The sequence below is a fragment of the Methanothermobacter crinale genome (assembly GCF_055397825.1).
In genome coordinates this window covers 106,999-121,257 of sequence record NZ_AP042450.1, presented here as the reverse complement: position 1 = coordinate 121,257, position 14,259 = coordinate 106,999, and the positions used below count along the sequence as shown (strand labels likewise).

Annotated in this window: 14 protein-coding genes; 8 read left to right on the top strand and 6 right to left on the bottom strand. The window is 41.3% G+C overall.

Annotation, left to right across the window (positions count from 1 at the left end; genetic code table 11):
* Positions 1-10: 10 nt before the first annotated feature.
* Positions 11-127, bottom strand: a complete 117-nt coding sequence (locus tag ACZ5XX_RS00940) for a symporter small accessory protein (RefSeq protein WP_464584703.1) — start codon at positions 125-127, stop codon at positions 11-13.
* Positions 124-1,707: a sodium:solute symporter family protein gene (locus ACZ5XX_RS00935; RefSeq protein ID WP_464584701.1), complete on the bottom strand. Its 1,584-nt coding sequence runs from the start codon at positions 1,705-1,707 to the stop codon at positions 124-126. Before ACZ5XX_RS00935 ends, ACZ5XX_RS00940 begins: the two co-directional genes overlap by 4 nt.
* Before the next feature lie 95 nt (positions 1,708-1,802).
* Here ACZ5XX_RS00935 and ACZ5XX_RS00930 point away from each other — a divergent pair, with 95 nt between their 5' ends.
* Positions 1,803-3,101, top strand: a complete 1,299-nt coding sequence (locus ACZ5XX_RS00930) for a phenylacetate--CoA ligase family protein (protein ID WP_464584699.1) — start codon at positions 1,803-1,805, stop codon at positions 3,099-3,101.
* Positions 3,102-3,121: 20 nt separating this feature from the next.
* The gene (locus tag ACZ5XX_RS00925) at positions 3,122-3,553 is read left to right on the top strand and encodes an ACT domain-containing protein (RefSeq protein ID WP_464584697.1); all 432 of its coding nucleotides are present in this window, start codon (positions 3,122-3,124) and stop codon (positions 3,551-3,553) included.
* Here ACZ5XX_RS00925 and ACZ5XX_RS00920 read toward each other — a convergent pair.
* Both ACZ5XX_RS00920 and iorA read right to left on the bottom strand, forming a co-directional pair.
* On the bottom strand, positions 3,542-4,129 hold the full coding sequence (locus tag ACZ5XX_RS00920; RefSeq protein WP_464584695.1) for an indolepyruvate oxidoreductase subunit beta: 588 nt from the start codon (positions 4,127-4,129) through the stop codon (positions 3,542-3,544). The two genes, ACZ5XX_RS00925 and ACZ5XX_RS00920, sit on opposite strands and share 12 nt — an antisense overlap.
* Complete coding sequence (gene iorA / locus ACZ5XX_RS00915; RefSeq protein ID WP_464584693.1) at positions 4,126-5,958, bottom strand: indolepyruvate ferredoxin oxidoreductase subunit alpha; 1,833 nt, start codon at positions 5,956-5,958, stop codon at positions 4,126-4,128. The genes ACZ5XX_RS00920 and iorA overlap by 4 nt, the downstream gene beginning before the upstream one ends.
* A gap of 163 nt (positions 5,959-6,121) precedes the next feature.
* On the opposite strand from iorA, the gene tfrB reads away from it, so the two are divergent.
* From tfrB to ACZ5XX_RS00885, 6 genes are all read left to right on the top strand, one after another.
* Positions 6,122-7,588, top strand: coding sequence for a fumarate reductase (CoM/CoB) subunit TfrB (gene tfrB, locus ACZ5XX_RS00910; RefSeq protein WP_464584691.1), 1,467 nt, complete (start codon positions 6,122-6,124; stop codon positions 7,586-7,588).
* A gap of 3 nt (positions 7,589-7,591) precedes the next feature.
* Complete coding sequence (locus ACZ5XX_RS00905; protein ID WP_464584689.1) at positions 7,592-8,314, top strand: TrmJ/YjtD family RNA methyltransferase; 723 nt, start codon at positions 7,592-7,594, stop codon at positions 8,312-8,314.
* 92 nt (positions 8,315-8,406) lie between these two features.
* Complete coding sequence (locus tag ACZ5XX_RS00900; RefSeq protein WP_464584687.1) at positions 8,407-9,447, top strand: DUF1512 family protein; 1,041 nt, start codon at positions 8,407-8,409, stop codon at positions 9,445-9,447.
* 1 nt (position 9,448) lies between these two features.
* On the top strand, positions 9,449-10,054 hold the full coding sequence (gene dcd / locus ACZ5XX_RS00895) for a dCTP deaminase (RefSeq protein ID WP_464586103.1): 606 nt from the start codon (positions 9,449-9,451) through the stop codon (positions 10,052-10,054).
* An 11-nt stretch (positions 10,055-10,065) separates the two neighbouring features.
* Positions 10,066-11,808, top strand: a complete 1,743-nt coding sequence (glyS, locus tag ACZ5XX_RS00890) for a glycine--tRNA ligase (protein ID WP_464584685.1) — start codon at positions 10,066-10,068, stop codon at positions 11,806-11,808.
* Between the two features lie 14 nt (positions 11,809-11,822).
* Positions 11,823-12,578 carry a TatD family hydrolase gene (locus ACZ5XX_RS00885; protein WP_464584683.1) on the top strand — a complete coding sequence of 252 codons (756 nt, stop codon included), beginning with the start codon at positions 11,823-11,825 and terminating at the stop codon, positions 12,576-12,578.
* 36 nt (positions 12,579-12,614) lie between these two features.
* Here ACZ5XX_RS00885 and ACZ5XX_RS00880 read toward each other — a convergent pair whose 3' ends face one another.
* Together ACZ5XX_RS00880 and minD are read right to left on the bottom strand one after the other, a co-directional pair.
* Positions 12,615-13,454, bottom strand: a complete 840-nt coding sequence (locus ACZ5XX_RS00880) for a carbohydrate kinase family protein (protein WP_464584681.1) — start codon at positions 13,452-13,454, stop codon at positions 12,615-12,617.
* A 25-nt stretch (positions 13,455-13,479) separates the two neighbouring features.
* Entirely contained in the window at positions 13,480-14,259 is a 780-nt protein-coding gene (gene minD, locus ACZ5XX_RS00875) for a cell division ATPase MinD (protein ID WP_464584679.1), read from the bottom strand.

Sequence of the window (14,259 nt, the reverse complement as noted above, 5' to 3'; positions counted from 1 at the left end):
AACTGATACTTTAGTCCCTGTTCCAGTTTATGAGACCATAAACTATACATACTACTGTTATTAGTATGCAAGATATGTAGGCGCTCCAAACCCATGGATCAGGTATGCCAACAACTTCCATGATCATACACCACCAACACCCTTAAAACATTCCTTGAGATGATCATCATCAAGTTTTTCTGTTAATAGGCTTACAAGTACTGTTATAATCATTGAAACCGGAACCGCTACTAGTATAGGGTCAACGAAGGGCCAAGGCATCGCTTTGATGAGTAAACCGCCGAAGAGCAACTTTGCCAGGTGAAGGGCCGTGGCGGTCTTCTTATAGACAAAAAGAAGCCATATTAAACTTATAGTGGCGCCCGAGACCATGCCTGCTATCGCACCAGCCTTTGTCGTCCCCTTCCAGAATAATGCACAAGTATAAACAGAGAGGAATGTGGCCGCGCATAAACCGAAGAATAGTGCAGTCCCTTGTGCTATTATACTACTTGGGAGAATATATGCTAATATAACCGCGATTATAACAGCGATTATTATACCAATCCTTGTGATAAGCACTGATCTCTTCCCTCTCTTCAAGGTTTCATAAATATCCCTACCAATGGCCGTCCCTTGGACATGGAATTGCGCGCTTAGAGTGGACATGGCCGCTGAAAGTAACGTTAACATGAAAAGATATGTGAACCATTCCGGCATCGCCGAACTTATAAAAACAGGTATTATCTTATCAGCATTACCCCCACTCGCTTGGATGGCTAACAAACCCTTCTTTTGGAAAAAATAGACATTTGATAACGCACCAACCACATAAGCACCCCATGTCATGACGAATATAAATAATGCACCTATAAGGACTCCCCTGTTAAGTTCTCGGTTGGATTTGACTGTCATAAACCTTACTGCAAGTTGAGGTTGGGCTAAAACCCCTATACCCACCCCTAGTATTATGGTGGAGAGGAGGGTCCACCAGTATGGGCTTCCGAATACGGGCATGCTAGTCCAGCCTGTTGCACCCACACTCTTCGCAGATTCTGGCATGAGATGTCCCATGCTTGTAAGGGCTTCATGGGCGCTTATAACGCCACCAAGCATATAATAGACTGACAGGACAAGGAATATCATGCCAAAGAACATTATAGTGCCCTGGAGGGCGTCAGTATACATAACTCCCCTTATACCCCCCATAACAACATAAACAGCCACTATTAATGCCATTATAATAAGTGCAATTTTAAAATTCAAGTTTAATGAAGTTTCAAGGAACCTTGCAGCGCCTATAAGGACCACAGAGGCATAGAGTGGCATCCCCAAGAATATCACAGCACCCCCAAAATATTGTATAAACTTGCTATTAAACCTCTTTGATAAAAACTCTGGGAAAGTGAAAGCTGAAAGGTTCTCACCAATCCTACGAGTCCTTTTACCATAAAATACAAAGGCTATGAATATGCCCACGAATATGTTAAGGAATACAAGCCAGAGTATACCCATACCATAGACACCAGCCATCCCACCAAAACCGATTATAGCAGCAGTACTAATAAAAGTGGCCCCATAACTAAGAGCCATGATATAAGGGTGTGTTTTCCTACCGGCCACCATGTAATCTTCTGATGTGCTAGTTCTCCTCCATGCAACATAACCTGCATAGCCAACCATGATAAAATAGACCAATATGACCACACCAAGGATTACCATGTTCATATAAGTTACCTCCACAAGAATCGGAATGATTATAAAAAGATAATAGGATATAGAATTTTATAAATGTTATCATCACCTCCCCAGGGTAGATCAAAATGATATGGAATCAGAAGGCAGAATGCATGGACGAAGAAAAAAGAAAGGAAATACAACTTAAAAGACTCCAGGATACTGTGAAGAGGGCTTATGAAAACGTCCCATATTATCATAGAAGATTCAATGAACTTGGAATAGAACCAGAGGATATAGAAGGCCTAGAAGACATTAAAAAGTTGCCATTCACCACGAAACAAGATCTTAGAGAAGCCTATCCCTTTGGGATGTTCGCAGTACCTGATGAAGACATAATAGAAGTCCACACATCCTCAGGGACCACGGGCAAACCAACGGTATCAGGTTACACCCAGAAAGATATAGACCTATGGTCGGAAGTCATGGCAAGAGCCCTAACAATGGCGGGTGCAGGAAGAAGAGATCGCATACAAAACTGCTACGGCTACGGATTATTCACAGGCGGCCTAGGAGTGCACTACGGAGCCCAGAGGATAGGGGCCACGGTGATACCAATATCAGCGGGCAACACCAAAAGACAAATCGAAATCATGCAAGATTTCGGAACAACAATACTCACATGCACACCATCCTATGCATTATACCTTGCAGAAGTCCTACAAAAAGAAAACGTTAAAATGGACAACCTAAAACTCAAAGCAGGAGTATTCGGGGCCGAAATGTGGACTGAGGAGATGAGAGATGCTATAGAGGAAAGATTGGGTCTCACAGCCCTTAACATTTATGGTTTGACAGAGATTATCGGCCCAGGAGTCGCGATGGAATGCCAAGAAAAAAACGGCCTCCACATCTTTGAAGACCACTTCTACCCAGAAATAATAGACCCAGAAACCCTAAAAAACCTACCCCCAGGAAAAAAAGGAGAACTAGTACTCACAACCCTCACAAGAGAGGCCATGCCCATAATAAGATTCAGGACAAGGGACATCACAACCCTAAGGAAAGGAGAATGCCCATGTGGCAGAACCCTCATAAGAATGGATCGCATAACAGGAAGAAGCGATGACATGCTAAAAATACGTGGAGTTATAGTGTTCCCATCACAGATCGAAGAGGCCCTCCTCAAAATAAATGGACTCGAACCACACTACCAAATAGTAGTAACACGACCAAAATACTTGGACGAACTCGAAGTCCAAGTTGAAGCCTCGCCAGCACTATTCTCAGATGAAGTGAAACACGTGGAAGAAGTCAAGAAGATGATAGAAGAACACTTGCAAAGGGAGATAGGATTAAGGGTTAACGTAACACTCGTCGAACCAGAAAGTTTACCCAGGAGCGAAGGAAAAGCCATAAGAGTTATTGATAAAAGAAAATTTTAAATTAGAGGGGAAGATCCGGAATGAAAGTGAAACAAATATCCGTATTCCTTGAAAACAAGAAAGGAAGGTTGAAAAAGGCAGTCCATGCACTCGCCAAAGCTAATATAAATATAAGAGCCTTATCCATAGCTGACACATCAGAATTTGGGATACTACGACTCATGGTCCCAGACCCTGAACTGGCGAAGAAAGTCCTTGAAGAAAACAATTTCGTGGTTAAACTCAACGACGTCATAGCCGTCGAAGTGCCTGACAGGCCAGGGGGGCTCGATAAAATACTAGGTATCCTCACAAGGGCAGATATGAACGTGGAATATATCTATGCCTTCGTGGAAAAAAAGAGCGAAAAAGCGATTGTAGTGATAAGGACAGAAGACATCGACGAGGGTATAAAAGTGTTAAAAGAGGCTAACGTGCCACTATTATCATCAGAGGACATATCAACCCTCTAAGCTCATAAAACCCCTATTGAACGCTTTCAAATTAACCTTGAACAATTTGCTGGGCAAGTTCGCCTTCATAGATTCTATTATAGCATCCTGGGATAAAGGGAAGTCTGGCATGGCCGTGGCGGCTCCCAGGATCGCCATGTTCGTTGAAAGAGGATGACCAGCTTCCAAGGCCACCCTATCAGCGTCAAAAGCGTATACGTTCCCTGAAAATCTCCTAAGTTTCTCTATTATCTCATCCACTGGTGGATACTCTCCAGCGTTTATATTGAATGGTGGAATAGGAGTTAGATTAACTATTAAATGCGCATCCTTCCTTATCTTGTCAATGGCCCTCAAGGCTTCAAGGGGTTCGAATGCCATCATGAGGTCTGCATGGCCACTTGGGATTATAGTGCCTTTTGCTTGGCCTATCCTGACATCGGTAGATACTACACCACCCCTTTGGGCCATTCCATGTATTTCACTCATCACAACGTCCATCCCTTCTTTCATGGCAGCCCATCCTATGATTTCACCAGCTTTTATAATCCCCTGTCCGCCAACACCACATATATAAATGTCATATGATAATTTCACCTTGAACTCCCCCTTTTAGGTCTTATGGCCTTTTCTGGGCAAATTTGGATGCAAACAGCGCATCCTCGACAATATTTTTGATTCACTTTAATGCCATTCTCATATATTATGGCTGGACATGCGAGTTTGTTAATACATTCTAAACATTCATTACAGAGATCATTATCCACTTTAACAGGTTTTCCCTTTGCTTTAAGTGAAAGTTGACAGGGGTATCTTGCAATGACAACGTTAAGTGAGTCCATTTTTAAGGCTTCTTTAAAGGCTTTGATGCTTTTTTTTATATTCATGGGATTTATCACTTTGAATTTCACATCAAGGGCTTCAATGATGTTTTCTATGGGGATGGCTGGGGCTTCACCACCCATACCATCAAATGGGAGGCCAGGGTGTGGTTGGCCTCCTGTCATTGCGGTTGTCCTATTATCTAGGATCACAATGAGGAAATTGTGCTTGTTATGAATAGCATTCAAGAGTGGTGGGATCCCGGCATGGAAGAATGTTGAATCACCTATGAATGACACTATTTTCTGCCTTGTTGCCTTGGAAAAGCCGCAAGCCGCCCCTATACTTGAACCCATTGATAAGAGGTAATCTGCAGTATTATATGGTGATTCTATACCTAGTGTGTAACATCCGATATCTGTTGAGAAAATAACATCCATTTCTAATTCTTCAAGTGCCTTGTTGATGGAATAATAAACTGCCCTGTGTGGGCATCCAGGACAAAATGTTGGGGGTCTTTCAGGTAAATGGGCTTTCAATGGCTCCTTTCTTTTAATCTTTAGGGGTATTTGTTTTCTAATGGAGGCTTCTATTATGTCCTGGTTGTATTCATATATTCTTGGGAATGTGCCATCTAGTTTTCCATGAACATCTACTTCGAGGTTTTCTCGGCCGATTATTGACAGAACATCCTTTTCTATTATGGGGTCGACTTCTTCGATTATGAAAACCTTTTCAAGGTCTTCTATGAATCTTAATACTACTTTATCAGGGAATGGGTATGTGAATCCTAATTTTAGTATAGATATGGGGAGTTTTTTTTCATTTATTATGTCATGGGTGTAGTTGAATGCACCGCCACTTGTTATAATCCCATATCCACCATGGGTTTTGTGGTGTTGGTTGTATGGTGATTTGTTCACGATCTTGGATATTTTCTCTGTTTTCTTGATGAGTTCTTTGTGCATGGTCTTTGCGGTTGATGGTACGAGAACAAATCTTTTAGGGTTTTTTTTGAATTGACCTTTTTTTCTCATCTTTTTGATTTCACCCACTTTCACTCTGCTTCTCATATGTGATACTCTTGTTGTTGTCCTGACTAATACTGGTATTTTAAACTTTTCGGATAAATTGAAGGCGTATTTTGTAAAATCGAGGATCTCCTGGGGGTTTGATGGTTCGAGGAGGGGAATGTTTGCAAATCTTGCATAGTGTCTATTGTCTTGTTCATTTTGTGATGAGAACATTGATGGGTCATCTGCCGATAATATGACCATGCCTGCTTCGACTCCAGTGTATGCTATGCTTACAAGTGAATCTGATGCCACGTTAAGTCCTACATGTTTCATGAAGGTGAATGATCTCACGCCAGAAGCCGCCGCTGCAGCGGCCACTTCCACCGCAACCTTCTCATTTGTTGAAAATTCGAAGTATAAACCGGCTTTGGATGCTATCCTTGATAGAACATCCCCTATTTCTGATGATGGCGTCCCAGGATAAGTGCTTGCAACAGTAACCCCTGATTCTATAGCTGCTCTCGCAGCAGCTTCATTGCCTAATAGGAAAAGTTCATCACCTTTCCTTGCATCTAGAATTTTAATCATACGATCACCTACCATCAGATTTTAAATTTAAGAAGAATCACCCCCCCCACAATAGTGGGGGGAAAATTATAATAATGAAAAAAATTTAAAAGTTCTATAATTCCAATCTGATTTTCCTAGACTTTTATAATTTCCCCCATAAAATTTTGGAGATAAAAAGAATATGATAAAAGTTAAAATATTAAGGTCCGACCCGGAAAAGAACGATAAACCATACATTGAAGAGTATAAGATTCCATTTAAAGAGAAGATGAAAATAATCGACGCTCTCAACCTAATCAATGATAGATACGGGGCTAACATTGCCTTCAGAAGCTCGTGCAGGGCCGGACAATGCGGGTCCTGCGCGGTTAAAATGGACGGCGAAGTAGTATTAGCATGTAAAGCAGAAATAAAGGAAGGGGCACTGATAGAACCATTAGACTTCCCAGTAATAAAGGATCTTATAGTCGACAGGAGCGAGATAGAAGAAAAAGCACGACAGATGAGATTATACTTGGAATCAACTGGTGAAGGCCTTCAAAAGATAAAACCAGAAGATTATATGGATTCAAAGAAACTTAGAAGTTGTATCGAGTGCTTTTCATGTATAGCTGCTTGTCCAGTTATCAAAGAAAGCTCAGAATTCGCAGGGCCATATTTCATGAACTACCTGTCAAAGTTCGCATTCGACCCCCGAGACAAGGCAGACAGGGCCAGAGAAGGATTTAAAGAAGGATTATATTGTTGCACAACCTGTGCAAAATGCGAAGAAATCTGCCCAAAACAACTAAGCATACCAGGAGACGCCATCGAAAAACTAAGAGCGCTGGCATGTAAACAGGATATCGGACCATTAGAAGCCCACAAGAAGGTTAAAAAACTCATAGAAGAGACAGGAAGATCAGTTGAACACATAAAGGAAGGATTCATAGAATCCCTAGATTTGGAGGCTGAAAATCCAAGATTAGGATTCTTCACAGGATGCCTAGTAGACTACAGGATCCCAGAAGTGGGACTAGCACTACTCAGAGTCCTGAAAAGACATGGAATAGAAATCGACGTACCACCAAACCAAGTATGCTGTGGCTCCCCCATGATACGCACAGGACAAACCGACATAGCAAAAAAACTCGTAGCCCAGAACAAAAAGGCACTACAAGGATACGAAGCTATCATAACAGTCTGCGCAGGCTGCGGTTCCACACTCAAAAACGACTACCCAAAATACGGTCTAAAATTAAACGTCCTAGACATAAGCGAACTACTGGCAGAAAACCTCAACACAGAGGACATGAAACCAGTAAACATGCGCGTAACATACCACGACCCATGCCACCTTGCAAGGGGCCAAGGAATACGACTAGAACCAAGAAAAATACTCAAAAAGATAAAAGGATTAGAATTCGTTGAAATGGAGAAACCAGACAGGTGCTGCGGCTCAGGAGGCGGTGTGAAATCTGGGAAACCAGACCTAGCATACAGTCTAGGGAAAAAGAAAGCCGAGATGATAAAAAAACTAGGCGTAGACGCAGTAATAACAATATGCCCATTCTGCCAATTACATATAAAAGACTCCCTCGAACGAGAAGGAATAGAAAACATCAAAGTCATGAACATACTGGAATTATTAGACTTGGCATATAAATGAAAAATGGAAGAAGAAAAGATAAAACAACTTGAAGATAACATCCACGTGGTCTTTGTCGAACCCGAAACCCCAGGAAACATCGGCTTCATAGCCCGGGCAATGAAAAACTTCGGATTAAAGAAACTAGTCCTCATAAACCCATGCAAATTAGACGATGAAGCATACCTACATGCAATGCACGCAACAGACATCCTAGAAAATTCAATAACATTCAAATCCCTCCAGGAGATGCTGAAGAAACTTTCACCAGACTTCATCGTTGGCACAACAGGAGTACCCGGCGGAAGCTACAAAATAGCAAGAATACCCCTCAGACCAGAACAATTTGCAAAGGCGCTAAATCCAAAGGTTAAAATAGCCATACTATTCGGCAGAGAAGGAAATGGCCTCACAAACGAGGAAATAGAAGAATGTGACATTATCGTAAGCATACCCACAAGCCAAGAATATCCTATAATGAACGTTTCACACGCAGCTGCAATAATATTCTACGAAATATTCAAAAAAAGGGACTATAACCCCAAGGGGATTGAAGAAGCTTCAGGACTTGAAAAAAGGCTATTAGTATCTGATATGGAGGATATAATATCTTCACTTGGATTACCAGACCATAAAAGGAGAGTAGCCCTAAGAGCCTTCAAAAACCTCATAGGCAGAGCTTTCATCACAGGAAGAGAAGCCCACACTCTAAAGGGCATGCTCAGAAGGATAAAAAATAAAATCTAAGGGAGGTTTTTACACTGATTCCTGGACTAGGAAACTGGGACATTTTCAGTATAATATTCTTCATAATCCTTATCATATTCATACCAATAGTAATGAGAATCCGCATATTCTCAACACTACAAAAGGCCCTAATCGAAATGGAGAACATGGTGCAAGAATCAAGAGACATAATAATCAAATTCTCCAAAGAAAAGGACAAAAAGACTCGGGAAAAGGTTAATGAATTCCTAGATTTCTTCGTAATACCCCCAACAGACCTAGACCCTAATGGTATAGTCCAAAAATTCAATAAAATACTGGAGTTGAGCGAATCCAGATTCAAAAACATGGCCAACACGATAGCCCCAGAGGCCAGCAGGGAAACAAAAGCAAATATAATAATGACCCTCAAAGTTGCCATAGGACTCAATAGTGTATATAAGATGATAAGACACAACCTAGAACTCGCAAAGAAAACAGGAAACCTCCAAATACTCATAGCCCTACAAATGAACATGCCACTCATCATGAGAATATTCAAAGCCCAATTTAAAGGCGCTAAGGCATTCTCCAAGGGCCTTCCAGTGGGTGACGGAGCAGGTCCGCTCACAACAGCCATGCTACTCAAAAAGGATGACAAAATAGAATCAATAGATGAGATGATCTACGCAAAAAGAGAATGCAATAGCAGAAAACTCATCATACTCAGACCAGAAGGGCCAGGAGCAAGACTGGGTAAAATTGCAAAGGCCGTGAACACACTAATAGACAGATTCAACATCCAAAAGATTATAATGATAGATGCAGCCGTTAAAATGGAAGGTGAAGAAACAGGTAAAGTTGCAGAGGGTGTTGGTATAGTCATCGGGGGCACCGGCGTCGAAAAATGGTTCATCGAGGACAAAATACTCAAAGCCGATATCGAAATAGATTCAATAGTGATTAAAATGAGCCCAGAGGAAGCGATAACCCAGATGAATAAAAAAATCCTCAAAGGATGTGAAACGGCCCTTGAAAGGGTTAAATCCAGCATAGAAAGGACAGAGGATGGAAACATACTCATTGTAGGAGTGGGCAACAGCTGCGGCATACCTAACATCATAGAAGACCCGTCGATCATAAAATTAAAAGATGATGAAAAAGGAGACACATAACATGGCAATCCTAAGCGACCATGACATAAAAAAGTACCTAAAAAAGGGCCTTATAGTCATAGACCCACTAGAGGATCCTGAGAGACAAATACAACCATCATCGGTGGATCTTAGGATGGGAAACGAATTCAAGGGATTCAAAATCATAAGAAAACCGTGCATAGACCCCCAAGAACCAGGGGACATAGAATCCTACATGGAAACATACCACATAGAAGATGGAAAATCCTTCATAATACACCCAGGAGAATTTGCCCTAGCCACAACATACGAATATATAGGATTACCAGACAACCTCGTCGCAAGAGTAGAAGGAAGATCATCCATCGGAAGGCTCGGGATCACCATGCACGTCACAGCAGGATACATAGACCCCGGATTCCATGGCAGGATCACACTCGAAATCTCAAATATTGGTAAAATGCCAGTAGCACTTTACCCAAAACAGAGAGTATGTCAGATCGTATTTGAGACAATGACATCACCAGCAGAAAAACCCTACGGACACCCCGAAAGAGAAAGTAAATATATGGGCCAACTCAAACCAGAAACAAGCAAGATAAAAGAAGACTATGAACTCAGAAAACTCAGAACAAAAAAAGAATAAGAGGGATAATAATGAGCCACGAGGAAGTGATGAAGATCGCGAGAAAACGCGGATTCCTATGGTCATCCTTTGAAATCTACTCAGGAGTGGCTGGATTCGTAGATTACGGTCCACTAGGGGCCCTATTAAAGAACAAGATCATGAACAAATGGCGAGAATACTACATCATAAAAGAAGGATTCTATGAGATGGAATCACCCACAGTAATGCCAGAAGAAGTTTTTAAGGCTTCAGGCCACGTGGATCACTTCAATGATCCAATGACCCAATGCAAAGAATGCAAAGAAGTATACAGAGCAGATCACATAATTGAAGAAGCCACTGGCATGGACGTTGAAGGTTTGGAGAACCAGAAACTCACAGAAATAATCTCTAACAGGAAGATAAGATGTCCACGCTGTGGCGGACACCTCACACATGTTTGGAGTTACAATCTCATGTTCCAGACGCTAATCGGGGCGAAGGGTAAAAAAATAGGATATCTCAGACCCGAAACAGCCCAGGGCATATTCACACCATTCAAAAGACTTTTAAGATTCTTCAGGAACAAATTACCCTTCGGTGTCGTCCAACTCGGAAAAGCTTACCGAAACGAAATATCACCCCGCCAAGGCGTCATAAGACTCAGAGAATTCACACAAGCAGAAGCGGAAATATTCGTAAACCCCAAAGAGAAAACGCACCCGAGATTCCACACAATAAAATCAGAAAAACTAAAACTCTACCCAGCAGAAAACCAAGAAAAAGGCAAAAAACCCATAACAATAACTGCAGGAAAAGCCGCTGAAAAAGGCATAATATCAAGTGAACTCCTAACCTACCATTTATGGTTAGCGAAAAAATTCCTAGTCGATATAGGAATACCAGAAGATGTCATAAGATTCCGTCAGCATCTCCCAACAGAAATGGCCCATTACGCCATAGATTGTTGGGACGTTGAAATAAAAACCAACAGATACGGATGGATCGAAATAATAGGCATAGCAGACAGGACAGACTACGACCTCAAATCTCACAGTGAACACAGCAAAGAAGACCTCAAAGTCTTCATAGAATACAAAAAACCTAAGATAGTAAAAAAAGAGACAGTTAAAGCCAAGATGGATAAAATCGGCCCAAAATTTAAAAAAGAAGCTGCAAAGATCATAAAAGCCCTAGAAGACCTGGATCCGAAAATCGTCAAAAAAGAACTTGAAGAAAAGGGCCAATTCAAACTTGAATTAGATAAAACATACACTCTATTAGAGGAAGATCTTGAATTTGAAGAAATTGAAGAAACCATAAAAGGTGAAAAAATATTCCCACATGTGATAGAACCATCCTTTGGCATTGACAGGATAATATATTCACTCTTACTCCACTCATATAAAAAAGAGGATGATAGAACCTATTTTAATTTCCCAGCTGATATAGCACCGGTGGAAGTTGCAGTCCTACCCTTAGTAAACAAGGAAAAACTTGTCCAATTAGCACTAAAGATAAAAGAGGATCTTAGAAACAATGGTTTCATCGCAGAATTTGACACATCAGGTACAATAGGGAGAAGATACGCTCGTATAGATGAAATAGGAGTGCCATTTGCGGTGACAGTTGATCACCAATCACTCAAAGACCATAAAGTCACCTTAAGAAATAGGAACGACACAAAACAGATCAGAATATCAATAAAAGACCTTACAAGAGCACTGGAAGACCTTCTGAAAAGGCGGATGAAATTCCAGGACCTTTCACGCTTTTATGAAATCCAAGATTAACAGGTGAGAATAGGATGATAGACGCCCACATACACGCAGACACGCGCCCATATGAAGATTTCGAGAAAATGGCGATAGCAGGGATAAACAAAACCATAACATGTGCCCACGACCCCCTACCAATGAAGGTTTCAGCAGTCACCCTTGAACACATACAACGCCTACTAGAAGTTGACGCCCAACGCGCGAAAGAAAACGGAATCAAATTATATGTAGCGGCGGGAATACACCCAAGAAGCATACCCAGAGACTACAACAAAGTGATAAAGGATCTGCCACAAATTCTAGAAGATAAAAGGGTCGTGGCCATAGGAGAAATCGGAATTGAAGAGGGAACCCAATTAGAGATAAAAGTTTTAAAAGAACAATTACAATTAGCTGATGAATTGAAAATCCCTGTAATAATACACACCCCCCGCAAAAACAAAAAGAAAATAACAAGGATTCTCCTTCAAATCCTAGAGGATAATATTGACACCTCAAAGCTGCTAATAGATCACGTGAATACTGAGATAATCAAAGAAGTCATCGACCAGGAATCAATGCTCGGACTCACCATACAACCAGGTAAGATGACACCATTTGAGGCAGTTATGATCATGAGAGAATATGGTGTAGATAAATTCATTTTAAACAGTGACATGAGCTCCGCACCATCAGATCCATTATCAGTGCCGAAAACAGTTCATAAAATGTGTCTTGAAGGATTTAGTGATCTAGAAATGCTTAGAGTATCCTCAAAGAACGCTGAAAAGTTCTTTAAAATATAGATTAACATTTCATGCTATTATCTTTTTTCTGATGAGTTATATCGCACCTAATCTTTTAAGATTTTTCGAAGCACATTCATGCGCTCTTTTAAGGCACGAGTTTAAACTTTCACCTTGGACCCATGATGCTATAAAACCTGCGGCAAAAGCGTCACCTGCACCAGTCGTGTCCACAGCCTTAACTTCCCTAACCTTATATTTAACCACGCCTCTTTTTGTATAAAGTTCAGCACCTTTACTCCCCCTTGTTATCACTATCAATGGGACTCCTTCATCTATTAGAAAATTAACACCCTCCTCGAGAGATTTACCGGTTAAAAGTTTAAGTTCATGCTCATTGAGAAAAAGAACATCCACATTCTGGAGTATTGGTCTCAATGTGGACACGCCATAAGCTGCCAGAAGAGCTCCAGGTGCAAACGAGAGAATATTTGCATGTTCAGCTGTTGGAAATGCTATTTCAAGGTACGTACCCCCAAGGTGGATGAGATCAACCTCTGAGATATAATCTATCTCCTTTTTTCCGATTTTAAGCTTCTTGTTCGCGCCTATAAATGAATAGATGGATCTTCTACCAGTCCTATCCACACTTATGAATGCCATCCCAGTATCTTCATCGGTCCTTGAAACACCCCTTATGTCAACTCCTTCATCCTTGAGTCTATTATAGATTATATCCCCAAAATAGTCCAAACCAAGCTTCGCTATTATGCCAGTTTTCAAGCCATTTCTGGTGGCATGGACTGCAAAATTAAGGGCAGATCCGCCAGGTGAAATATGTAACTTTTCAATGTTCATTTCAGTATCAGGTTCTACAAAAGATGGAACCTTTAGGATGAAATCTATATTAGCGGTTCCCACACTTACAATATCCAAAAGGAGTCCCCCAAATGGGAGAAGTTTATCTGCGCCCTGTTAAACCCGCTATTAATTTTGCAATAATCCCCCTCTTATCCGGTTCAATTGGATGGAACTCTTTACCTAAAAGATCAGCGGCCAATTTCATGATAGCATTGCTTGCCGGCGATTTAGGATTCTTTATAACTATGGGCTCTCCAAATGCTGCTGACCTACTAACCTCGGGGTCTTCGGGTATAACAGCTATTACTGGGACCTCTAGTATGGTTTCGATCTCATCAATGGTTAAGAAGGTTTTATCATGTTGCTCCCTATTCACCACAACACCTATTATTTTAACGTCTAGCTTATCTGCAATTATTTTTGTCTTGAGAACATCACTTATGGACGGGATCTCTGGAGTTGTGACGAGCAAAAGTTCTTCAGCAGCAGCAAGTGCTGTTATGGCATCCTTTTCAAGGCCAGCCGGGGCATCAATTAATAGGATGTCAGTATCTTCAAGTAGCTGGGATAATACTTCCTCCAAACGTTCTAGTTTCACACTTCGGAGCCCTTCTAATGATATGCCGGCAGGGACTATCTTCACGCCCTCTGGACCATCATAGATAGCTTCCTCTATTGAGGCTTTACCTGCAAGCACATCATGTAAAGTGACGGATTTGCCTTCCATTCCTAGTACGAGCTCCAAATTGGCCATTGCGATATCTGCATCTAGTACAATTACTCTTTCGCCGTAACTTGCGAGTGCAACTCCTAGGTTGGCTGATACTATTGTTTTTCCAACCCCTCCTTTGCCAGAAGCTATTGTTATGACTCTTGTCAT